The 21754-nt window shown below is 72.2% G+C and carries 17 protein-coding genes and 1 pseudogene; 6 read left to right on the top strand and 12 right to left on the bottom strand.

Going from position 1 to position 21754, the window contains the following annotated elements; all coding sequences use genetic code 11:
* The first annotated feature begins 97 nt into the window (after nt 1–97).
* The 3 genes from eccE (at nt 98) to AB0E24_RS42115 (ending at nt 5751) form a co-directional block, all read left to right on the top strand.
* Complete coding sequence (gene eccE, locus AB0E24_RS42125) at nt 98–1345, top strand: type VII secretion protein EccE (RefSeq protein ID WP_079153774.1); 1248 nt, start codon at nt 98–100, stop codon at nt 1343–1345.
* Nucleotides 1345–2193 carry a hypothetical protein gene (locus tag AB0E24_RS42120; RefSeq protein WP_374344982.1) on the top strand — a complete coding sequence of 283 codons (849 nt, stop codon included), beginning with the start codon at nt 1345–1347 and terminating at the stop codon, nt 2191–2193. Before eccE ends, AB0E24_RS42120 begins: the two co-directional genes overlap by 1 nt.
* Before the next feature lie 270 nt (nt 2194–2463).
* Nucleotides 2464–5751: an SCO5717 family growth-regulating ATPase gene (locus tag AB0E24_RS42115; protein ID WP_359385039.1), complete on the top strand. Its 3288-nt coding sequence runs from the start codon at nt 2464–2466 to the stop codon at nt 5749–5751.
* A gap of 181 nt (nt 5752–5932) precedes the next feature.
* On the opposite strand, the gene AB0E24_RS42110 is transcribed toward AB0E24_RS42115, so the two are convergent.
* The 8 genes from AB0E24_RS42110 to rimP form a co-directional block, all read right to left on the bottom strand.
* Entirely contained in the window at nt 5933–6886 is a 954-nt protein-coding gene (locus AB0E24_RS42110) for a bifunctional riboflavin kinase/FAD synthetase (RefSeq protein ID WP_099015113.1), read from the bottom strand.
* Between the two features lie 222 nt (nt 6887–7108).
* Nucleotides 7109–8086 carry a tRNA pseudouridine(55) synthase TruB gene (gene truB, locus AB0E24_RS42105; RefSeq protein WP_359385036.1) on the bottom strand — a complete coding sequence of 326 codons (978 nt, stop codon included), beginning with the start codon at nt 8084–8086 and terminating at the stop codon, nt 7109–7111.
* Nucleotides 8083–8553: a 30S ribosome-binding factor RbfA gene (gene rbfA, locus AB0E24_RS42100; RefSeq protein WP_102937159.1), complete on the bottom strand. Its 471-nt coding sequence runs from the start codon at nt 8551–8553 to the stop codon at nt 8083–8085. Before rbfA ends, truB begins: the two co-directional genes overlap by 4 nt.
* Nucleotides 8554–8625: 72 nt before the next feature.
* Nucleotides 8626–8922 (bottom strand): DUF503 domain-containing protein, encoded by a 297-nt coding sequence (locus AB0E24_RS42095; protein ID WP_069874036.1) that lies wholly within the window; start codon nt 8920–8922, stop codon nt 8626–8628.
* A gap of 124 nt (nt 8923–9046) precedes the next feature.
* Nucleotides 9047–12154 (bottom strand): translation initiation factor IF-2, encoded by a 3108-nt coding sequence (gene infB / locus AB0E24_RS42090; protein WP_079153776.1) that lies wholly within the window; start codon nt 12152–12154, stop codon nt 9047–9049.
* Nucleotides 12155–12306: 152 nt separating this feature from the next.
* A complete protein-coding gene (locus AB0E24_RS42085; protein ID WP_079153777.1) occupies nt 12307–12594 on the bottom strand; it encodes a YlxR family protein in 288 nt (95 codons plus the stop codon).
* Nucleotides 12595–12690: 96 nt separating this feature from the next.
* The gene (nusA, locus tag AB0E24_RS42080; RefSeq protein WP_069874041.1) at nt 12691–13683 is read right to left on the bottom strand and encodes a transcription termination factor NusA; all 993 of its coding nucleotides are present in this window, start codon (nt 13681–13683) and stop codon (nt 12691–12693) included.
* A 2-nt stretch (nt 13684–13685) separates the two neighbouring features.
* Entirely contained in the window at nt 13686–14210 is a 525-nt protein-coding gene (rimP, locus tag AB0E24_RS42075) for a ribosome maturation factor RimP (protein ID WP_069874043.1), read from the bottom strand.
* 230 nt (nt 14211–14440) lie between these two features.
* Here rimP and AB0E24_RS42070 point away from each other — a divergent pair, with 230 nt between their 5' ends.
* From AB0E24_RS42070 to AB0E24_RS42060, 3 genes are all read left to right on the top strand, one after another.
* Nucleotides 14441–15088 carry a hypothetical protein gene (locus AB0E24_RS42070; RefSeq protein WP_359385031.1) on the top strand — a complete coding sequence of 216 codons (648 nt, stop codon included), beginning with the start codon at nt 14441–14443 and terminating at the stop codon, nt 15086–15088.
* Nucleotides 15089–15121: 33 nt separating this feature from the next.
* Nucleotides 15122–15625 (top strand): ferritin-like domain-containing protein, encoded by a 504-nt coding sequence (locus AB0E24_RS42065; RefSeq protein WP_359385029.1) that lies wholly within the window; start codon nt 15122–15124, stop codon nt 15623–15625.
* 340 nt (nt 15626–15965) lie between these two features.
* Nucleotides 15966–16877: an aminoglycoside phosphotransferase family protein gene (locus AB0E24_RS42060; protein WP_359385080.1), complete on the top strand. Its 912-nt coding sequence runs from the start codon at nt 15966–15968 to the stop codon at nt 16875–16877.
* 1082 nt (nt 16878–17959) lie between these two features.
* Here AB0E24_RS42060 and AB0E24_RS42055 read toward each other — a convergent pair.
* The 4 genes and pseudogenes from AB0E24_RS42055 to AB0E24_RS42040 all read right to left on the bottom strand — a co-directional run.
* On the bottom strand, nt 17960–19675 hold the full coding sequence (locus AB0E24_RS42055; protein ID WP_069874050.1) for a proline--tRNA ligase: 1716 nt from the start codon (nt 19673–19675) through the stop codon (nt 17960–17962).
* A 318-nt stretch (nt 19676–19993) separates the two neighbouring features.
* Nucleotides 19994–20563: a GNAT family N-acetyltransferase gene (locus AB0E24_RS42050; protein ID WP_079259157.1), complete on the bottom strand. Its 570-nt coding sequence runs from the start codon at nt 20561–20563 to the stop codon at nt 19994–19996.
* A 25-nt stretch (nt 20564–20588) separates the two neighbouring features.
* Complete coding sequence (locus AB0E24_RS42045) at nt 20589–21434, bottom strand: GNAT family N-acetyltransferase (protein ID WP_069874053.1); 846 nt, start codon at nt 21432–21434, stop codon at nt 20589–20591.
* 155 nt (nt 21435–21589) lie between these two features.
* Nucleotides 21590–21754, bottom strand: a pseudogene (locus AB0E24_RS42040) (flavodoxin-dependent (E)-4-hydroxy-3-methylbut-2-enyl-diphosphate synthase); the annotation flags it as partial.

The following is a 21754-nucleotide window of genomic DNA, read 5'->3' as shown; positions in this document are numbered from 1 at the left end:
GGGTCGCCTGACACCCCAGCCACCCTCCACGCTCCTTTCCGATACCGTAAACACACAATCGACCAGGACAGCATCAGGACAAGCGGGGGTCTTCGGGATGAGCTCTGCCACCCATGCGCGCGCCGCGGTACTGCGGCAGCCCTCACGCACGGCGAGCCTGGGCCCCCTGCGGCTGTATCAGCTCGTGCTCATCGAGGTCGCCGCCGCGATCCTCGTCGTCGCCTGGACCGTCAACTCGCTGCTGCTGATGCCCGCCGGGGTCGTCGCCCTCGCGCTTGTGCTGCTCGCGGTGTTGCGGCGCAGGCAGCAGCCCTTCATCGACTGGCTGGTCGGCATCAGCGCCTTGCGCACCCGTCAGAAGCAGGCCAAGGGGCCGGTTCCGGCCGGAATCGACCCATCGCTCGCGCCCGCCGTCGAATGCGATCCGGCGCTGCGCACCTACGCGTATGTGGCCCGGGACCGCCGCGAGATCGGAATGATCGGCGACGGCACTTTCCTCACGGCGGTGCTCCAGGTCCAGTCGACCGACGCTCCACTGCGGCCGATGCGCACCCAGCGGCCACTTCCCCTCTCGCTGCTGCGGGACGCGCTGGAGGTGGACGGCATACAGCTGGAGTCGGTGCAGGTGGTGCAGCACTCCCAGACCGCGCCCGCACCGCATCTGCCCGAACAGGCCGCGGCGGCGCGCAGTTACGCCCCCCTTCAGGAGCAAGCTGGAGCACCTGCCGTCCGGCTGACCTGGGTGGCACTCAAGCTCAACCCCGAGCTGTGTCCGGAGGCCGTACGGGCACGTGGCAGCGGTCTGGAGGGCGCTCAGCGGTCTCTGCTGCGCGCGGTGGACCAGCTGGCGAGTCGGCTGACCGGCGCCGGATTCTCGGCGCGACCACTGGCGGAGGGTGAACTGACCACGGCCATCGCCACCTCGGCGTGTGTCAACCCGCATGCGGCGACCCAGGCGGGGCGCGCGAGCACGCCCACGCGCCGGACGGTGGAAACCTCTCGCGCCTGGCGCTGCGACGACCGTTGGCACACCACCTACTGGGTGGGCCGCTGGCCGCAGATGGGCCCGGAATCGGTGCCGCTGCCGCAACTCGTGGCGCTGCTGACGTCGATGCCCGCCCTCGCGTCCACCTTCAGCCTGACCCTGACGCATGACGAGGGCAGCCGTAACGCCTTTTCGGTCACCGGACACATCCGGGTCACCGGGCGCAGCGACACCGACCTGATCACCGCCCGCAAGGCTCTGGAGCGCGCCGCGCGGGGAGTGCGGGTGGGGCTGGTACGTCTCGACCGCGAGCAGCTGCCCGGTGTACTCGCGACGCTCCCGCTGGGAGGCACCCGCTGATGACCACACCCGCCTTCTCCCCCACCGCTTCTCCCTCCGGTCATGGAGCCGATCCGAATTCCGCTCCCGGAGCCGGTCTGGGGTCCGGTGCCACGGTTTACGGTGCCACCGCCCCCGGGATGGCCGGTGGCCCGGGCCCGGCGCGCAGGACGCGCCCCGGCTTCGGGCTCATCGGGCCCCGGCGCGGACGGCAGACACTGCCCCAGGAGGAATTGGAGGCGCTGGCGCTCCCTATCGGCGACGACGGCGTCATCATCGGCGTGGACGAACAGAACCAGCCCGCCGTCCTCGGCTTCAACCGCCCCGAGCCGTTCGACGTGGTCCTGGTCGGCGGTCTGTGGACCGCGCAGGTGCTGGCCTTCCGGGCGGCGGCCACCGGCGCCCGTGTCGCCGTCGAGACGGGGCGGCCGCATCTGTGGACCAACTTGGTGCAGGTCGCGGGCGGCGGACAGCAGTGCATGACCATCTTTGACGTGGGCCGTGTGCCACCGCAAGGGCCATCGGTGGGCAGTCCGGTTCTGGTCGTCCGGGACTGCGGCATGCGCCCGCCGCGGGGCCGGGTCTCCGCTCTGCCCTGGCAGTCGGTTCTGACCCTGCTGCCGTATCTGAGCCCGGTCGCGCCCCGACTGCTCGAGCACGCCGGACTGGTCGGCATTCAGCGCGTTTCACCGGACGAGGCCGAGGAGATAGGCCGCGTCATGGGGCTTCCGCGGTCCGATGTCGCGGCGCTGTCCACCCTGCCCGACTGGGTCACTCTCTGGTGTACACGTACCGGACGGCAGTTCGTAACCGTGCAGGCAACGGATGCCGAGTCGGGGCTGCTGGGATCTCCGCGTCGGGTGGACTAATCCGGGTCACACCCTTCAGGGTTGGCCCGTCGTTGATCGACACCCCTCAAAAGCGGTCCACATCATGGGGTGGACCGCTTCGAGTGGCGGGACAGGCCTGCCCTCGTGGCGCTCATGGTGATTAGTCTTGGGGTGCGCGGTGGAGAACCTGCTCAGGGGTCCCCCGGCGTCACAAAAGGGGAAAGCCGAACGGTCGGACGACAGTAGCGATCGGCAACAGATCGGCCTCGCCAAGAATTACAAGGGTGTTCGACCACACCAGGAGGCATTGTGAGCAGCGATCGGGACGAGATCCGCGCGGGCGGAAACACACCCGGCGATGATCGGTCCGACGCGGAGACCGAGCACACGGGCGAGTTCACCATCGACTACACCCCACCGGCCTGGTACACGCAGAACGCTTCGTCGTCGTCCTCGCCGTCCTCCACGGGGCCCGCGTCGACCGGCGGTTCCGGGGGCATCGGGGCGGGCGCCGGTGCGGGGGCGCCGCCTCCGCCGCCCACGGGCGCTCCGGTGGCCGTGCCGGGGGCGCCGGAGCCGAGTGGCTTCTCGGGTGCTTGGCCGCCGCCGACCGCGGCGCCCTCCGACGATGTCGCGTCGGACGCCTCCGAAGTGGAGGAGGTCCACGCGCAGAAGGAGGGCGAGGCTCGGTCGGAACCGGAGGCCGAGGAGTCCGACGCGGGCGTCCGCATGCCGCCCTTGCCCGACTCCGAGCCGGATTCGACTGGTACGCCCGTGCCCGAGCCCGTCCCCGAGTCCGAGCGCGAGCCCGAGTCCCGCGACTCTTCCGTCGGGGCTTCCGACGTCGAGGCGGAGGACTCCACTTCGGGTTCCGCTTCCGGTCCCGTCGATGACGACTTCACGCTGGCACCCGCCGAAGGCGCGCGGGACGACGTCTCCCAGCCCGCCGCCGAGCCCGACTCCGACTCCGACGAGAGCGACAACGGCGATGTGGTCAGCAGCTCCACCGTACGGTTCTCCACCGCCTCGCTGAGGCGCGAGATGACCGAGAAGCGGAGTGAGGACCCCGAGGGCGCCCCGGCTGACTCCGGTTCTGGTGCTTCTTCGGGTTCCGGTTCTGGATTTGCTTCCGGTTCCGGTGCGGGTGCCGGCTCCGCGCACGCGGATACGGACGGCCGTGACGACCGTACCGACGATGTGGGCAGCGAGGGCACGCTGCGCTTCTCCACCGCCGCGCTGCGGCGCGAGATGGAGGAGTTGAGGCGGGCGACCGCCGAGCCTGAGGACGCGGTGCCCGAGGACGCGATCCCCGAGGACGCCGTGCCGCCGAGCGCGCCGCCCCCCGAGCAGCCCGCCGCCACCTGGGCCCCGCCGCCGGTTCCGCAGTCGGGGCTGCCGCCCCTGCCGCCGGACTTCCAGCCCGCCGCGCCCGAGGGCGCCGCACCGGCTCCCGGTCCCGCTCCGGTTCCGGAGCAGCGTACGGATGGGCCCGCCACCCCTGGCGCCGGTGTGCCGCTCCCGCCCCAGGACACCTCCTGGGCGCCTCCCCCGCCCCAGACGCCGCCCGGTCAGCCCGCCGCCGCGGCGCCGGGGCCCGAGCAGGGCCTGGGGCCGCAGGGCGGATACGGATATCCGCGGCCCGGTGAGGGCGCTCCGGGTATGGTCCCCGGCCAGCCCGGTCCGGCCCCGCTGCCGGACCAGGGCCAGGGGGCGCAGCCCCCGGCGGCCAACATGCCCGGCCCGCAGGGCGGTTATCAGCAGCCCGGTCCGCAGGCTCCCCCGGCTCCGCAGGGGCCCCACTACGGCTATCCGCCCCCCGGGGCCCAGCCCGCGCCCGGCCCGGCCGATCAGGGACAGGGGCAGGCACCGGGCCAGGGGCCGATGCCCACGCAGGGCGGTTACGGCTTCCCGCAGCCGCCCGCTCCGGACCAGCAGGGCTGGGGCCAGTACCACCAGCAGTCCTACTCCCAGCGCACCCCCGCGCCGCCCCAGCCTGGGCAGCAGGCCGAGTACCCCGGACAGGCCGGACAGCCCGGACAGCCTGCCCAGCCGATGTACCCGGGCCAGCCGGGCCAGCCCGGCCAGCCCTCGCCGTACGCGCCGACCGGCCCCGCCCACGGCCAGCAGCCTCCGGGGCAGCAGCCCCAGGACCAGCAGTTCCCGGGCCAGCAGGGCCCTGGCGTACCGGGCGCGCAGGGCGGCTACGGCTTCCCGCGTCCCGGCGACGGCGTTCCCGGGCCCGGCCCGCAGGCGCAGGGCGGCTACGGCTATCCGCGCCCCGACGCGCAAGCCGCCCCGGCAGCCCCCACCACCCCCGCGGCCCCGGCCGACCCCCGTACCGGCGGCTGGCCGACCGTCACGCCCGACCAGCGGCGCCAGGGCGGAAGCGCCGGGGCGCCGCTCGGGTACACCGCCGCGGTCGAGCTCTCCTCCGACCGGCTGATCAAGGGCAAGCAGAAGCCGAAGAAGAACACCCCCGGCCCCTCCCGCTTCAAGATCGGCGGCAAGAAGGAGGAGGCGGAGCGGCAGCGCAAGCTGGAGCTGATCCGCACGCCGGTGCTCTCCTGCTACCGCATCGCGGTGATCAGCCTCAAGGGCGGTGTCGGCAAGACCACGACGACCACCGCCCTCGGCGCGACCCTGGCCATCGAGCGCCAGGACAAGGTCATCGCGATCGACGCCAACCCGGACGCGGGCACCCTCGGCCGGCGCGTGCGGCGGGAGACCGGTGCGACCATTCGCGACCTGGTCACCGCGATCCCGTACCTCAACAGCTACATGGACATCCGGCGGTTCACCTCACAGGCGCCGTCGGGGCTGGAGATCCTGGCCAACGACGTGGACCCGGCGGTCTCGACGACGTTCAACGACGACGACTACCGCCGTGTCATCGACGTCCTGGGCAAGCAGTACCCGATCATCCTCACCGACTCGGGCACGGGTCTGCTCTACAGCGCCATGCGCGGCGTCCTCGACCTCGCCGACCAGCTGATCATCATCTCCACGCCCTCCGTGGACGGTGCGAGCAGCGCCAGCACCACCCTCGACTGGCTGTCCGCGCACGGCTACGCGGATCTGGTCTCGCGGAGCATCACGGTGATCTCCGGGGTCCGGGAGACCGGAAAGATGATCAAGGTCGAGGACATCGTGTCCCACTTCGAGACCCGCTGCCGCGGGGTGATCGTCGTGCCGTTCGACGAGCATCTGTCGGCGGGCGCCGAGGTGGACCTGGACATGATGCGGCCCAAGACCCGTGAGGCGTACTTCAACCTCTCGGCCATGGTCGCGGAGGACTTCACCCGCGCCCAGCAGGAGCAGGGCCTGTGGACGGGCGACGGCGGGGCCCAGCCGCCGCAGGTGGCCCCGCCGCTGCCCGGGCAGGCCCAGCAGCCCTACCCGGGCGCCTACGCGCCTCAGCAGGGCCAGCAGGGCCAGCAGCCGCAGTACCCCGGATACCCGCAGCAGGGCGGCCAGCAGGGCTGGCAGCAGTCCTACGGGCAGGGGCAGCAGCCGCAGCCCGGCCAGCCGTGGCAGCAGTCCCAGCCGGGTCAGCCCGGCCAGCCCGGAGGGCAGGGGCAGCCCTGGCAGGGGCAGTAGCCCCTGAGCCGCGGCAGCGGCGAGCGGAAGCGAAGCGCCCCGTGGGGCCGGTGATCCGGGCCCACGGGGCGCATCCACGTTCAGCGACGGTGTATCCGTGTGCAGCCCACGGCTTGCGTACGCCCGCGTCTCACGGCGTACCGCACACCCGTACCGCACAGCGCCGCGGCGCCCCAGCGGCTCAGCGGCTGCCGTGCTCCTCGACGAGCTCGCGGGCACGCTTCACATCGGCCGCCATGCGCTCCAGGAGCGCCTCGATCGAGTCGAACTTCTCCTGGCCGCGCAGATAGGCGAGGAAGTCGACCTCGACATGGAGTCCGTACAGATCCAGTCCGACCCGGTCGATCGCATACGCCTCGACCGTGCGCTCGGTCCCGTCGAACTGCGGATTGGTGCCGACCGAGATGGCCGCGGGCATCGCCTCGCCCTGCGCCGTCAGCCAGCCCGCGTAGACGCCGTCGGCCGGGATCGCGGTGTGCGGCAGGGTCTCCAGGTTGGCCGTCGGGAAGCCCAACTCACGGCCGCGCTGCGCACCGCGCACCACCACGCCTTCGACCCGGTGCGGCCGCCCGAGGACCTCCATCGCGCCCGCGACATCGCCCTCCGCGACCAGCCGGCGCACCAGCGTGGAGGAGAACGGCTCACCGCCGCCCGCCTCACCGCGCTCGTACAGGTCGATGACCTGGACCTCGTAGTCGTAGGTGGCGCCGAGCTCGCGCAGGAACTCGACGTTCCCGGCGGCCTTGTGGCCGAAGCGGAAGTTGGGGCCCTCCACCACGACCCGGGCATGCAACTTGTCGACCAGCACCTTCACCACGAAGTCGGCGGGGGTGAGCCGCGAGAACTCCACCGTGAACGGCAGGATCAGCACCGCGTCCACGCCCAGTCCGGCCATCAGCTCCGCACGCCGCTGATGCGTGGCGAGCAGCGGCGGATGGCTGCCGGGCCGCACGACCTCGCTCGGATGCGGGTCGAAGGTGACCACGACCGCCGGTACACCCAGCTCACGCGCCCGTGCCACGGCACGGCCGATGATCAGCTGGTGCCCTCGGTGCACCCCGTCGTAGGAACCGATGGTGACGACGCTGCGCCCCCAGTCCTCGGGGATGTCCTCCAAGCCACGCCAGCGCTGCACTTTGCCCGCTCCTCGCCCGAACCTTCATCTGTCGACTTCGCAGGTCTAAGACTGCCATGTCCCGGGTGTCCGCCTCGCATCGGTGGCCGCCACGAGCGCCCGGACCGGCCGGAAAGCCACCGTAGGCGGCCGGTCGGGGCGCTTGCAACGCGGCAAAGCGTCAGCCAGGACACACCGCGGCGCGGCGCCTCGGCCACACCGTGTGAGGTTGGATACATACGGTCATACGAAGACGGCCAGGCTCTTCGCCTTGCCCTTCGACTCCTCCACGAGCGCCAGGAAGCGCCCCTCCGGCCCGAAGACCGCGACCGGACCCTGACCCTGCCCCGCGACCGGACCCGGACCAGGCTGCTCACCCGGCCCCGGCGTCCCCTCCCCCGCCCGCTCCCCCGTCGGCATGTCGATCCGCACGCCGTTGCCCAGCAGCCGGGCCTGGTGGGCGTCCACGTCCCAGCGCGGGAAGGCGGCGGCCGCCGCCTCGGCGATGGGCATGATCTCCAGCGACTCCTCCAGCCGCTCCAGCGTCCTGGCCGCGTCCAGCCCGTACGGGCCGACCCGGGTCCTGCGCAGGGCCGTGAGATGGCCGCCGACACCGAGTCCCGCGCCCAGGTCACGCGCCAGGGCGCGGATGTAGGTGCCGGAGGAGCACACCACCGTGACGTCCAGGTCGAGGACGGTGGTGCCGTCCTCCGCCTTGCCCTCGCGGCGATCGTGGAGGACGAAGGAGGAGACGGTCACCGGCCGCGCCGGGATCGTGAACTCCTCGCCCTCCCGCGCCCGAGCGTAGGAGCGCTTGCCGTCGATCTTGATGGCGCTGACCTTCGAGGGGACCTGCTGGATGTCCCCGGTCAGCTCCTCGATCCCGGCCCGGACGGCGGCCGGGTCGATCCCGGTGGCGCCGTCCGAGGCGGTGATCTCGCCCTCCGCGTCATCGGTGACCGTGGTCTGGCCGAGCCGGATGGTGGCCCGGTACTCCTTCTCGGTCAGCGCCAGATGGCCCAGCAGCCGGGTCGCCTTCTCCACACCGATCACGAGCACGCCGGTGGCCATCGGATCCAGCGTTCCGGCGTGGCCGACCCGCCGGGTGCGAGCGAAGCGGCGCATCTTGGCGACGACGTCGTGCGAGGTGAAGCCCGCCGGCTTGTCGACGATCACCAGGCCGTCCGGTGCCCCGGAACCAGCCCTGCCGTTGCGTGTCATACGTCCGCTGAACCCTTGCCGTCCGTGCCGGGCTCCTCGTCGTCCTCCTCGTCGGGCTTGCGGTACGGATCGGCCTCCCCGGCGTAGCTGGCGCCCGAGGACGCCTCGCGCACCTGGGCGTCCGCCGCCCTGGCCTTGGCGAGCAGATCGTCGATGGTGCGGGCGTTCTCCGGGAGCGCGTCCGGGACGAATGTCAGGGTCGGGGTGAAGCGCACCCCCGTCTGGCGTCCGACCTCCGACCGCAGCACGCCCTTGGCGCTCTCCAGGGCCGCGGCGGAGGCCGCCCGCTCCTCGTCGTCGCCGAAGACCGTGTAGAAGACGGTCGCCTCCCGCAGATCACCGGTGATCCGGGTGTCGGTGATGGTCACATAGCCCAGCCGCGGGTCCTTGATCCGCCGCTGGAGGGTCTCCGCGACCACGACCCGGATGCGGTCCGCCAGCTTGCGTGCCCGCGCGGTGTCGCTCATGCGTCTTCTTCTCTCTTCTTCGCGTCAGTCATCGATGGCCGGGGGGACGGTCTGCGACCGCCGGTCCGGCCCTCATTCATCATCGCCACCGTGGAGCCGCCGTCGCACCGACAGCAGCTCCACCTCCGGCCGCGCCGCCACCAGCCGCTCGCAGCGGTCGAGCACCTCGGCGAGGTGGCCCGCGTCCCCGGAGACCATCGCGAGGGCGATCTGGGCCCTGCGGTAGAGGTCCTGGTCCCCGACCTCCGCCACGCTCACCGCGAATTTGCGGTGCAGCTCGGCGACGATCGGGCGGACGACGGAGCGCTTCTCCTTCAACGACCGTACGTCGCCGAGAAGCAGGTCAAAGGACAGCGTCCCTACATACATGCAATCCGGGTCAAGCCACCCGTGGGGCCTATGTGAATGCGGGCTTCTGGCACCGTACACGCAAGGGCCGGGGCCGATCGACGGAAATTCCTCCGCCGATCGGCCCCGGCCGGACAGCCGCTCGTCAGCCGCGCGGCTTCTCGCGCATCTCGTACGTCGCGATGACGTCGTCGACCTTGATGTCGTTGTAGCTGCCGAGGTTGATACCGCCCTCGAAGCCCTCGCGAATCTCGGTGACATCGTCCTTGAAGCGGCGCAGGCCCTCGATGTTGAGGTTCTCCGCGATGACCTTGCCGTCGCGGACGAGGCGGGCCTTGGTGTTCCGCCGGACCTCGCCGGAGCGGATGAGCACACCCGCGATGTTGCCCAGCTTGGACGAGCGGAAGATCTCGCGGATCTCCGCCGTACCGAGCTCGACCTCTTCGTACTCCGGCTTGAGCATGCCCTTGAGGGCCGCCTCGATCTCCTCGATCACCTGGTAGATGACCGAGTAGTAGCGGACGTCCACGCCCTCGCGCTCGGCCATCTGCGTGGCACGCCCGTCGGCGCGCACGTTGAAGCCGATGACGATGGCGTCGGAGCCGGTCGCCAGGTCGATGTCGGTCTCGGTGACCGCACCCACACCGCGGTGCAGCACCCGCAGGTCCACCTCTTCGCCGACGTCGAGCTGGAGCAGCGAGGACTCGAGAGCCTCCACCGAACCGGACGCGTCGCCCTTGATGATGAGGTTGAGCTGCTGGACCTGACCGGCCTTGAGCACCTTGTCCAGGTCCTCCAGGGAGACCCGGCGGGTGCGCTTGGCGAACGCCGCGTTCCGCTCGCGGGCGGCGCGCTTCTCGGCGATCTGGCGGGCGGTGCGGTCCTCGTCGACGACGAGGAAGTTGTCGCCCGCGCCGGGCACGTTGGTCAGACCGAGCACCAGGACCGGGGTCGCCGGGCCGGCCTCGTCCAGCGCGTTCCCGTTGTCGTCGAGCATCGCCCGGACGCGGCCGTACGCGTCGCCGACGACCATCGTGTCGCCGACCCGCAGGGTGCCGCGCTGGACCAGCACGGTGGCCACGGCGCCGCGGCCGCGGTCGAGGTGGGCCTCGATCGCGATGCCCTGTGCGTCCTGCTCAGGGTTGGCCCGCAGGTCGAGCGAGGCGTCGGCGGTGAGGACGACGGCCTCGAGCAGGCTGTCGATGTGCAGACCCTGCTTGGCGGAGATGTCGACGAACATGGTGTCGCCGCCGTACTCCTCGGCCACCAGGCCGTACTCGGTCAGCTGACCGCGCACCTTGGTCGGGTCCGCGCCCTCGACGTCGATCTTGTTGACCGCGACCACGATCGGCACATCGGCCGCCTTGGCGTGGTTCAGCGCCTCGATCGTCTGGGGCATCACACCGTCGTTGGCCGCCACCACGAGGATCGCGATGTCGGTCGACTTGGCACCGCGGGCACGCATGGCGGTGAACGCCTCGTGACCCGGGGTGTCGATGAAGGTGATCCTGCGCTCTTCGCTGTTGACCTCGGTCGAGACCTGGTAGGCACCGATGTGCTGGGTGATGCCACCGGCCTCGCCCGCGACCACGTTGGTCTTGCGGATCGCGTCCAGCAGTCGCGTCTTACCGTGGTCGACGTGACCCATGACGGTCACCACCGGCGGACGCGCGGCGAGCATCTCCTCGCCGCCCTCGTCCTCGCCGAACTCGATGTCGAAGGACTCGAGAAGCTCGCGGTCCTCCTCCTCCGGGCTGACGATCTCGACGTTGTAGTTCATCTCGTCGGCGAGAAGCTGGAGCGTCTCGTCGGAGACGGACTGCGTCGCGGTGACCATTTCGCCCAGGTTGAACATCACCTGGACCAGGGACGCCGGGTTGGCGTTGATCTTCTCCGCGAAGTCGGTCAGCGAGGCACCACGCGACAGCCGGACCGTCTGGCCGTTGCCGCGCGGCAGCATCACACCGCCGATGGACGGGGCCTGCATGGCCTCGTACTCCTGGCGCCTCTGCCGCTTCGACTTACGGCCACGACGCGCCGGACCGCCGGGACGGCCGAAGGCGCCCTGGGTGCCACCGCGGCCACCGGGACCGCCGGGACGGCCACCGAAACCGGGACGGCCACCGCCGCCGCCGAAGCCGCCACCGCCGCCGGGACCCCCCGGACGGCCGGCGAAACCGCCGCCGCCACCGGGACGACCGCCACCGCCACCACCGGGACGACCGGCGAAACCGCCGCCGCCACCGGGACGACCGCCGCCGCCCCCACCGGGACGACCGCCACCGCCGGGACCGCGACCGCCACCGCCGCCGGGACCCGGACGCGGGCCGGCAGCCGGACGCTGCGGCATCATGCCCGGGTTCGGGCGCGGACCGCCGCCGGGACCCGGACGCGGGCCGCCACCCTGGGCGCCCTGCGGACGGGGCATCTGGCCCGGAGTGGGACGCGAACCGCCGGCACCGCCCTGGCCGCGGCCGGGACCGCCCTGGCCGCCGCCCTGCGGGCGCGGACCGGGACCGGGCTGGCCGCCGGGACGCGGGGCGCCGCCGGGACGGGGCGCCTGCGGGCGCGCCATACCGGTGGAGCCGCCGGAGGTGAAGGGGTTGTTACCGGGACGGGGACCGGCCGGACGGGGACCGCCCGGACGCGGACGCTCCTGACCCGGACGCGGGCCACCACGGCCACCCTGACCGCCCTGGCCCTGACCACCCTGACCCTGGCCCGGTGCGCCCGAACGGCCGCCGGGGCGCGGACCGGGCGTGGCGCCCGGCTTGGCGGGCGCGTTCGGCTTGGCCGCAGCGGGCTTGGGGCTGGGGGTCGGCGGTGCGGTGAACTCGGGCTGCGCCGGAGCCGCCGGCGCGGCGGGGCCCGGCTTGGGGCCGGGGGTCGGACGAGCGCCCGGCGTGGGGCGCGGGCCCGGCGTGGGTGCCGCGGGCGGAGTGCCGCGCTGGCCCTCGGGCGTCACCGGCTTCGGGCCGGGCGTCGGGGGCTTGGGGGCGGCCGGACGGGCCGCCGCCGCCGGACCAGGGGTCGGCGGTTTGGGCGTCGCCTTACGCGGCGCCGAGGGCTTACCAGCGGCGCGGCCGGAGCCGTTGCCACCCTGGAAAGCGTCAGTCAACTTGCGCACAACCGGCGCCTCGATCGTGGAGGACGCCGAACGTACAAATTCACCGAGTTCTTGGAGCTTGGCCATGACGACCTTGCTCTCAACTCCGAACTCCTTGGCGAGTTCGTATACCCGGACCTTAGCCACTTCGCTCCTTTTAGGTCCGGGTTGTCGCCGGACCGTCGCTACTTCATGGGCGTACTCATCGCGTACTCATCGAGTGCTCATCGCAATCTCGACCTACTTCCGACTCGCGAGGTACCTGACCGCACGGTGGCCCGTGCCGTTCTTCCAACTACTCAGGGTGTCGCCTGCTCACCCCGCTCGACAAACCGGCGGAGCGCCGTGGTGTCGAGCGCTCCCGGCCCCCTGAAGGCCCGGGAAAAGGCCCGGCGGCGAACCGCCAGGTCAAGGCAGACCCGTGTCGGGTGGACATAAGCACCCCGACCGGGGAGCGTACCGCGCCGGTCGGGGAGACAAACACCCTCGACCAGCACGATGCGCAGCAGATCGTTCTTGGCCGCCCGATCCCGGCATCCCACACAGGTTCTCTCAGGGCAGGCACCAGCTCGCGTGCGGCCAGACACTGCTTAAGTCTACCTCCCTGCGCCGACCGCACCCCTTGGGGGGAGTGATCGAATCGTCACCCGATTTCGACCGGATCCCGGGGGATCCGGCCTGATTCAGCCTTGATCACCCGACTGCTCGGTGTCCGGCCGGATGTCGATCCGCCAGCCGGTCAGCCGCGCCGCGAGCCGCGCGTTCTGCCCCTCCTTGCCGATGGCCAGGGACAGCTGGTAGTCCGGCACGGTGACCCGGGCCGAACGGGCCGCCAGGTCGACCACGTCGACCTTGCTCACCCGCGCGGGTGACAGCGCGTTCGCCACCAGCTCAGCGGGGTCGTCCGACCAGTCGACGATGTCGATCTTCTCGCCGTGCAGCTCGGCCATCACGCTGCGGACCCGGCCGCCCATCGGGCCGATGCACGCGCCCTTGGCGTTCAGCCCCGTGCGGGTGGACCGGACCGCGATCTTGGTGCGGTGGCCCGCCTCACGGGCGATCGCCGCGATCTCCACCGAGCCGTCCGCGATCTCCGGAACCTCGAGCGCGAACAACTTCTTGACCAGATTGGGATGCGTACGCGAAAGGGTCACCGACGGTCCGCGCACACCCTTGACGACTCGTACGACGTACGTACGCAGCCGGGTGCCGTGTGCGTAGTCCTCGCCCGGGACCTGCTCCTGCACCGGCAGGATCGCCTCGAGACGGCCGATGTCCACCAGCACGTTCTTGGGGTCCTTGCCCTGCTGGACGACGCCGGCTACGACATCGCCCTCCCGGCCCGCGTACTCGCCGAAGGTGATCTCCTCCTCGGCGTCCCGCAGCCGCTGGAGGATGACCTGCTTCGCGGTCATCGCGGCGATCCGGCCGAACCCGGAGGGGGTGTCGTCGAACTCGCGGGGCTCCTGCCCCTCCGTCAGGTCCTCGGCGTCCTCACGGGCCCATACGGTCACATGACCGGTGTCGCGGTTCAGCTCCACCCGGGCCCGGCGACGGCTTCCCTCGGTGCGGTGGTAGGCGATGAGGAGGGCCGATTCGATCGCCTCGACCAGCAGGTCGAAGGAGATCTCCTTCTCTCGCACCAGACCCCGCAGGGCACTCATGTCGATGTCCACGGCTACGCCTCCTCCTTGCTCTCGTCGTCCTCGCCCGCGGCCTTCTCCGCGGGCTTGCGGCTGAACTCGATCTCCACCCGGGCCTTGGAGATCTCCTCGAAGGCCAGCCGCCTGGCGGTGGGCTTGCGCCCCTTCACACCGGGGACCTCCAGATCGAGCCCCTCGTCGTCCACCTCGACGATCCGCGCGACCAGCTCGCCGCCATCGGCGAGCCGCGCTCTCATGAGGCGGCCGGCGGCGCGGCGGTAGTGGCGCGGCTCGGTCAGGGGGCGCTCGGCGCCGGGAGAGGTGACCTCGAGGACGTACGCCGTCTGACCCATGGCGTCCGTGTCGTCGAGGGTCTTGGAGATGTCCCGGCTCAGCTCCGCGCACGTGTCCAGCTGGACACCGTCGTCGGAATCCACGACCACTCTCAGCACACGCCGCCGCCCGGCCGGAGTCACCTCGACCTCTTCCAGATCCAGGTCCCGCGCGCTGACGAGCGGTTCCAGCAGTCCGCGCAGCCTCTCGCTCTGGGTGGTGCTCATCCGGGTGACTCCTCGGCCGCGTGTGCTGTTGTGGGAAGGTCGCGTGTCAGGTCAAAGCCTATCTGTTCCGGCGGCGGGCTGACGATTCGGTGGGCGCTGCCGGGCAGACGGCCTCCGCGCGGGTACGCTCGCCTGCTGTGATCACTACCGGCGGCCGGGAGCGGCCGCAGCCCGGAAAGAGGAACGTGTCGATCACGACTCCCCCACCTCGTCCCATGTCCGTGTCGGATGTGTCCGACACGTCCGATGCGCTGTCCGCGGTCTCGCCGTCGTCCGCCGCGTCCTCGGCGCGCGTCGAGTCTTCGGCGTGCGTCGAGTCCTCGGCGTCCGCCGCGTCTGCCGCGGCTTCAGGGTGCGCCGCCCCGGTGACCCGGCGGCGGAGTCTGCTGCTGGGCGGCGGAGTGCTGGGCGTCGTCGCGCTGCTGAGCGGCTGCTCCGACGACTCCGAACCCCGGCGCGACGCGGGCGGCGAGGAGGCTGTCGCGCTGCTGCGGGCGCGGGGCGCGCGGGACTCCACCGCACTCCTCGCACGCTACGACGCGACCGTGGACACGCACCCCGCCCTTCAGAAGCGGCTTGCGCCGCTGCGGGAGGAGACCGCCCGGCACGCCGCGGTCTTCACCGCCAAGGGGCGGTCCGCCTCTCCTTCCGCTACCGCGTCGCGCTCGCCCTCGGCGGGCGGGCGGCGGGTGCCGGAGGTCTCCAAGGACGAGAAGCGGGCGCTCTCCGCACTCGCCCAGGCCGAGCGCCAGATCGCCGACACCCGCACCGCCGCGCTCGCCACCGCGCCGCCCGAGCTGGCCCGGCTGCTGGCCTCCGTCGCGGCCTGCGGCGCCGCCCACGTGTATCTCCTCACGCAGCGCGACACGGACTCGTGATGGCGCTCGGGACGACCGGGAAGGGGTACTGACATGGCCGTTCGAGCAGGCCGTACGGCCGTCGGCGAACGCGCCGCGGCACTCAGGGCCGCGCAGGCGGCGCTGGCCGCCGAGCACGCCGCGGTGTACGGGTACGGCGTCGTCGGCGGGCGGATCGGCGACGACCGGCTCGCGGAGGCGCGCGAGGGCTACGCCGCGCACCGCGCCCGCCGGGACGACCTCGCCCGTACCGTGCGCGACCTCGGCGGCAGCCCCGAGAGCGCGGCGCCCGCCTACACCCTGCCCTTCGCGGTGCCGGACGCGCCCGCGGCGGTACGGCTCGCGGCCGAGCTGGAGAACCGGGTCGCCGCCGTCTACGCCGACCTCGTACGGGCCTCGACCGGTTCCCTACGCCGCCAGGCCGCGGGCGCGCTGCGGGAGGCCGCGGTCCGGGCGGTGCGCTGGCGGGGCGGCGGCGTAGCCTTCCCTGGACTCACCGAACGCGCCACACCGGCCACGCCGTCGGCGTCGCCGAGCGGTGAGGCGGACGGGGTGTGAACGGGCGCGTGGGCCGTCGGTTGAGTTCGGCGGGGCCGGTGGGTCCGACGAGTGCTGTGCGGGCGATGCGGTCTGCCGGGCCCATGGGGTCTGCCGGGCCCATGGGGTCTGCCGGGCCCATGGGGTCTGCCGGGCCCATGGGGTCTGCGGGACCCATGCGGTCAGCCAGGCGCATGAGGTCTGCGGGGCCCATGTGGTCCGCCGGGCCTGTGAGGTCCGTCAGGCGCGTGTGGTCGGTCAGGCGCGTGTGGTCGGTCGGACGCGTGAGGTCCGTGAAGTCACTGATGGTGGAGGGGACAGCTCAGGAATGGCATCGGCACCACGGCCCGGCGGCCGCGATATGGCCCGCGTCCCCGTGCCGAAGCGGCTTCTGGACGCGCTGAGCGACGATCCGCCGGGCGCCGTACGCACCTGGCTGGACGCCCTGCCCGAGACGGTCGAGCGGCAGCTTGTGGCGTGGGAGCTGACCCTGGAGCGGGTGTCGACGCCCGGGGGCCGTCGCGGGCTCGTCGCGCTCGTACGGCAGGCGGACGGCACCCCGGCGGCGCTGAAGTTCCCGGTCCCCGGTCCGGACGCCGAGTGCGAGCGAGCGGCCCTCGCGCACTGGGACGGCTGGGGCGCGGCCCAACTGCTGCGTGCCGACCCGGACACCGGTGCGCTGCTGATCGAGCGGCTGCACGGCACGGTGTCGCTGCGCTCGCTGCCCGAGGCGAAGGCGCTGCTGGAGGCGGCGGGCACGGTGCGGCGGCTGTGGGTGGCACCGCCCGAGGGGCATCCGTTCGCATCGATCAACGGCCGTACGGAGGAGGATCGCGAGGTCTTGCGGATGCTCGGCGCCGGAGGCTGGACGGCGGAGGCCCGTCCGCTGACCGAGGAGGCACTGGAGCTACGAGAGGCGCTGCCCGCCGAGCCGCCCGAGGAGGTCCTGCTGCACGGCGACTTCCGGCAGGGGAAGGTGCTGGCCGGGGAGCGGGCGCCATGGCTCGCGGTGGGTCCGGCACCGATTGTGGGCGAGCGCGCGTACGACTTGGCGCGGCTGGTGCTCGACCGCTACGAGGACTTGGCCGCGGGCCCCGGCCCCGCTGCGGCCGCCCGCCGCCGGGTCGCCAAGCTGGCGGACTCCCTGGATGTCGACCGCGACCGGTTGCGGGGCTGGTCTCTCTATCGCGCCGTGGAAGCGGGTCTGCGGCACGCTGCCGCGGGGGACCGCCGACGGGCGGAGCTGTTGCTGGAGTTCGCGGGCTGGCTGTGATGGGGCGGCTCGCGGGGGTGTGGTGGGTTGCGGTGGGTTGCTGCTGGTGGGGTGCTGTGGTGCTTGGCGGCGTGGGTGGGTGCGGGTTTCGTCTCGCGCCTTCGGCGCAATTGAGCAGCGGGGCAGGAGGTGCCGGGGCACGGCACATTGCCGAGTGACGGGCTGGTGGGGGCTGCTGCTGGTGGGGTGCTGTGGTGCTTGGCAGCGTGGGTGGGTGCGGGTTTCGTCTCGCGCCTTCGGCGCATTTGAGCAGCGGGGCAGGGGGTGCCGAGGCACGGCACGTTGCCGAGTGACGGGCTGGTGGGGCGTGACGCCGGTGGCGGCTTCTCTGACCGGGGGCCGAGGCCCATGCCGGACAACAGGGCAGTAGCCTGCGTCGCCTGGGCCAGTGGGGATGAGCGCCGGTGGCTGCTCCCGCGCCTCAGAGCCAGAGCCCACGCCGCCCAACAGGGATACGGCCTGGCCTATGCCGCCGACCGCCAGGCCCGGTGAGGGCAAGCGCCGGAACCGGCGTGACCGGGGGCCTAGGCCCATGCCGGACAGCAGGACAGTGGTCTGCGCGCCAGCCGCAGGCCAATGGGACGAGCGCCGGTGGCGGCTCTGTGGCCGGAGGACCCACTCCGGACGTCGGACAGCCGGGTATGGGGGTGTCTTCTGGAAATCGCTTGATGTATTAGTTGCGCCAGATCAAGCGTTTTTGAGAAGGGGGTACCGAACCCCCGCCACCCGCACTCCGGAGGGGCCCCGGCCACCGAGCACAGAAGCCGCCACCGGCGCCACGCCCCACCAGCCCGGCGGCCGGCGATGTGAGCCCGGCCCGGCACCCCCTGCCCCGCTGCTCAAATGCGCCGAAGGCGCGAGGCGAAACCCGCACCCACCCACACCGCCGAGCGCCCCAGCCCCCAGCCCCCAGCCCCCAGCGCCACAGCCACAACCACAACCACAGCCACAACCCGGAGCCCCAGCACCCGCGCCCGCACCAGAAACCCCCAACCAACCACGAACCCCCGGCTCGCAGGAACGCGGGAGCCGGGGGTTCAGGGATCGGCAGGCGCCGGATCGGCAGATGACGGAGGTGGCCGTCAGGCGGTGGCCGTCAGGCGAGCGATGGCCTCGTCGATCGCGACGTCCTCCCGCTCCCCCGTCCGCCGATCCTTCAGCTCCACGACGCCATCCTTCGCCCCACGCCCCACAACCAGAATCGTCGGCACCCCGATCAGCTCCGCGTCGGTGAACTTCACGCCCGGGGAGACCCCGGCACGGTCGTCGACCATGACGCGGATGCCCGCCGTGCCCAGCTTCTCGGCGATGTCGAGGGCCATCTCGGTCTGGAGGGCCTTGCCCGCCGCGACGATGTGGACGTCCGCCGGGGCGACCTCGCGGGGCCAGCAGAGGCCGGACTCGTCATGGGTCTGCTCGGCGAGGGCGGCGACGGCGCGCGAGACGCCGACGCCGTACGAGCCCATCGTGACCCGCGCCGGCTTGCCGTTCTGGCCGAGCACATCGAGCTGGAAGGCGTCGGCGTACTTGCGGCCGAGCTGGAAGATGTGGCCGATCTCGATCGCCCGGTCCAGCTCGATGCCCGTACCGCAGCGGGGGCAGGGGTCGCCCGGCTCGACCACGACGACGTCGAGGTACTCGTCGACCTCGAAGTCCCGGCCGCAGACCACGTTGCGCGCGTGGGTGTCGGGCTTGTTGGCACCGGTCACCCAGGCGGTGCCGGGGGCGACGCGCGGGTCGGCGATATAGCGGAAGGACTTGCCCGCCAGACCCTGCGGGCCGACATAGCCGCGCACCAGCTCGGGGCGGCCCTCGAAGTCCTCGGCCGTGACGAGCTCGACGACGGCGGGGGCGAGGTGCTCGCCCAGCTTGCCGAGGTCCACCTCGCGGTCGCCGGGGACGCCCACCGCGGTGATCTCGCCGTCGATCTTGACCAGGAGGTTCTTCAGGGTGGCGGAGGCCGGGACGCCGAGGTGCGCGGCGAGGGTCTCGATGGTGGGGGTGTCGGGGGTGTCCAGCTCCTCGATGGGTCCGTGCTCGGCGCCCTCGACCGGCGGGACGGCCACCGTGACCGCCTCGGTGTTCGCGGCGTAGTCACAGTTCGGGCAGTCGACGAAGGTGTCCTCACCGGCCGCCGCCGGGGCCAGGAACTCCTCGGAGGCCGAGCCGCCCATCGCGCCGGAGACCGCGGAGACGATGCGGTAGTCCAGGCCCAGCCGCTGGAAGATCCGCTGGTACGCCTCGCGGTGCAGCCGGTAGGACTCGGCGAGGCCCTCGTCGGTGGTGTCGAAGGAGTACGAGTCCTTCATCAGGAACTCGCGGCCGCGCAGCACGCCCGAGCGGGGGCGGGCCTCGTCCCGGTACTTGGTCTGGATCTGGTAGAGCATGACCGGCAGGTCCTTGTAGGACGTGCACTGGTCCTTCACCGTGAGGGTGAAGATCTCCTCGTGGGTCGGGCCGAGGAGGTAGTCGGCGCCCTTACGGTCCTTGATCCGGAAGAGCAGATCGCCGTACTCGTCCCAGCGGCCGCTCACCTCGTACGGCTCACGCGGCAGCAGCGCGGGCAGGAGGACCTCCTGGGCGCCGATGGCGTCCATCTCCTCGCGGACGATCCGCGAGACGTTCTCCAGGACCTTCTTGCCGATCGGCAGCCAGGTCCAGATGCCCGCGGCGGCGCGGCGGACATAGCCGGCGCGGACGAGCAGCTTATGGCTGGCGGTCTCGGCGTCCGCCGGGTCTTCGCGCAGCGTCTTCAGCATCATCGTGGACATGCGCTGGACGTTGACGGCGTGGGCCATGGGGTCTCTCCTGCGTGCGATGGGATGTTCAGGAGGTTAGCCGCACGGGCTGGTTTCCCGGAAATGCGCAAGGCTCCGCGACGGCGCCAGGCCCTGTCCGGTGGATCTTCGCGCCTGTGACATCAGCGGCCGACGCCGCGGGGCCGTGAAGATCCGCCGGACAGGGCCTGAGCGGGTCGGGCGAAGTCCGCTACGGTTCGGCAGCGCCCCGAAGGGGCGCGGGGCCGTGTCGATCTGCGGCTCCGCCGCGCGGGCGCGACCAGCCACGACGGCGCCGCGGACGACCAACGACACATCGCGGCACTTCCAGCGGAGCGCTTAGCGGCGGCGCAGCGGCAGGGGCGCTCCCATCACGGCGTACGGGCTCGGGGCGCTCGGGAAGAGCACCGGACGGGCGAGGTCGCGGTAGCCCAGCGAGCGGTAGAGGGCACGGGCCGGGCTCTCGACGTCGATGGCGGACAGGATCGAGCGCGGCTGGCCGACACCGTCCGTGATGGTCGTGATCAGCCGCCGGCCGATGCCGCGGTTCTGGTAGCCGGGGTGCACATGCAGCTCGGTGATGACGAACGAGTCGTCCAGCCAGTCATCGTGCCCGGCCGCGCGCAGATACGGCTGGACCACCGTGGACCACCAGTGGGTGCGGTTGTTGGGCATGCCGTAGACGAAGCCGACGAGCCGGCCGGAGGGCGTGGTCGCGCCGAGCGCGCGGGCGCCGGGGCTCTTGAGGTGGCGCAGCACGATATGGCGGCGTACACCCACCTCCTCGTCCGTCAGCCCGAAGGCGACGGCCTGGACGGCGAGCGCTTCGTCCACGCGAGCGGCGAGGTCGAGCGACCCGACGACCACGTCTTCGGGTTCCGGGGTCCGCCCCCCGGGGAGATGCAGCATGGGCGGCACCCTACTGGCCCGTCGATCAGAACAGCACACTCATGAACGCGCCGACTTCCCGGAAGCCGACCCGCCGGTACGCGGCGCGGGCTGCGGTGTTGTAGTCGTTGACGTACAGGCTCACCACCGGGGCGACCTCGCCCAGCGCATAGCGCAGCACGGCCGCCATCCCGGTCTCGGAGAGGCCGCGGCCACGGTACTCGGGGGCGACCCATACGCCCTGGATCTGACACGCGTGCGGGGTGGCCGCGCCGATCTCGGCCTTGAACACCACCCGGCCGTTCTCGACCCGGGCGAACGAGCGCCCGGCGGTGACGAGCTCGGCGACCCGCGCCTGGTACAGCAGCCCGCCGTCGCCCGCGAGCGGCGAGACGCCGACCTCCTCGGTGAACATCGCCACGCACGCCGGCATGATCACGTCCATCTCGTCCTTACAGACGCGGCGCACCAGCGGGTCGGGCGGGACGTCGGCGGGCATCGAGCTGGTGACCATCAGCGGCTGACGGGCGCGGACCTCACGAGCCGGGCCCCAGCTGGGCTCGAGCAGGGACCACAGCCCGGCGGTGGTCTCCGCCGGGCCGACGATCGAGGAGCAGCGGCGGCCCGCTCGGCGGGCGCGCTCGGCGAAGCCGCGCACCGCCTCGGGGGTCGCGCAGATGGGCACCAGATTGGCCCCGGCGTAGCAGAGCGACTCCAGCCGTCCGCCGGAGTACCAGCCCCACATCTCACCGCCGAGCCGCCACGGGTCCAGGCCGGCGACCTGAACACGGGCGGCCACGAAGGCGTTCGAGACGGGGTCGCGGTCGAGCACCGCGAGGGCCGAGTCGAGCTCATGGGGCTCGAGGACCCTGGTGGTGGACGTGGTCAGCACGTGTCGGTCTGCCTCACGTGGTGCGGGCCTGCGGGCCGGGGACGTCGATTCTCCAGACTCTACCGCGCAGGCCAAGAGGGGCTTCCCCGGAGGCTTGGTTCGCCTCCGGGGCGCTCGCCGGAAGACCACCCGGAGGCGGACCGGGTCCGTGAGGATCAGCCGCCGCTGACCGAGACCTCGGGCTCGCCGGAGGTGATGCCGTCCTTCTCCATCTGCTCGGCGATCTTCATGGCCTCGTCGATCAGGGTCTCCACGATCTTCGACTCCGGCACGGTCTTGATGACCTCGCCCTTGACGAAGATCTGCCCCTTGCCATTCCC

This window comes from Streptomyces malaysiensis subsp. malaysiensis, from assembly GCF_040653035.1.
GTDB classification, from domain to species: domain Bacteria; phylum Actinomycetota; class Actinomycetes; order Streptomycetales; family Streptomycetaceae; genus Streptomyces; species Streptomyces malaysiensis.
This window is presented reverse-complemented; position numbering and strand designations above follow the sequence as displayed.

Bases quoted from the DNA above. Each gene is read 5' to 3' on its own strand.
- rimP (WP_069874043.1), bottom strand. From the start codon at position 14,210: ATGAGCACCACCCAGAGCGAGAGGCTGCGCGGACTGCTGGAACCGCTC.
- AB0E24_RS42055 (WP_069874050.1), bottom strand. From the start codon at position 19,675: ATGGCCCACGCCGTCAACGTCCAGCGCATGTCCACGATGATGCTGAAG.
- truB (WP_359385036.1), bottom strand. From the start codon at position 8,086: ATGACACGCAACGGCAGGGCTGGTTCCGGGGCACCGGACGGCCTGGTG.
- eccE (WP_079153774.1), top strand. From the start codon at position 98: ATGAGCTCTGCCACCCATGCGCGCGCCGCGGTACTGCGGCAGCCCTCA.
- rbfA (WP_102937159.1), bottom strand. From the start codon at position 8,553: ATGAGCGACACCGCGCGGGCACGCAAGCTGGCGGACCGCATCCGGGTC.
- AB0E24_RS42050 (WP_079259157.1), bottom strand. From the start codon at position 20,563: ATGCTGCATCTCCCCGGGGGGCGGACCCCGGAACCCGAAGACGTGGTC.
- AB0E24_RS42095 (WP_069874036.1), bottom strand. From the start codon at position 8,922: ATGTATGTAGGGACGCTGTCCTTTGACCTGCTTCTCGGCGACGTACGG.
- AB0E24_RS42060 (WP_359385080.1), top strand. From the start codon at position 15,966: ATGGCCCGCGTCCCCGTGCCGAAGCGGCTTCTGGACGCGCTGAGCGAC.
- AB0E24_RS42120 (WP_374344982.1), top strand. From the start codon at position 1,345: ATGACCACACCCGCCTTCTCCCCCACCGCTTCTCCCTCCGGTCATGGA.
- AB0E24_RS42065 (WP_359385029.1), top strand. From the start codon at position 15,122: ATGGCCGTTCGAGCAGGCCGTACGGCCGTCGGCGAACGCGCCGCGGCA.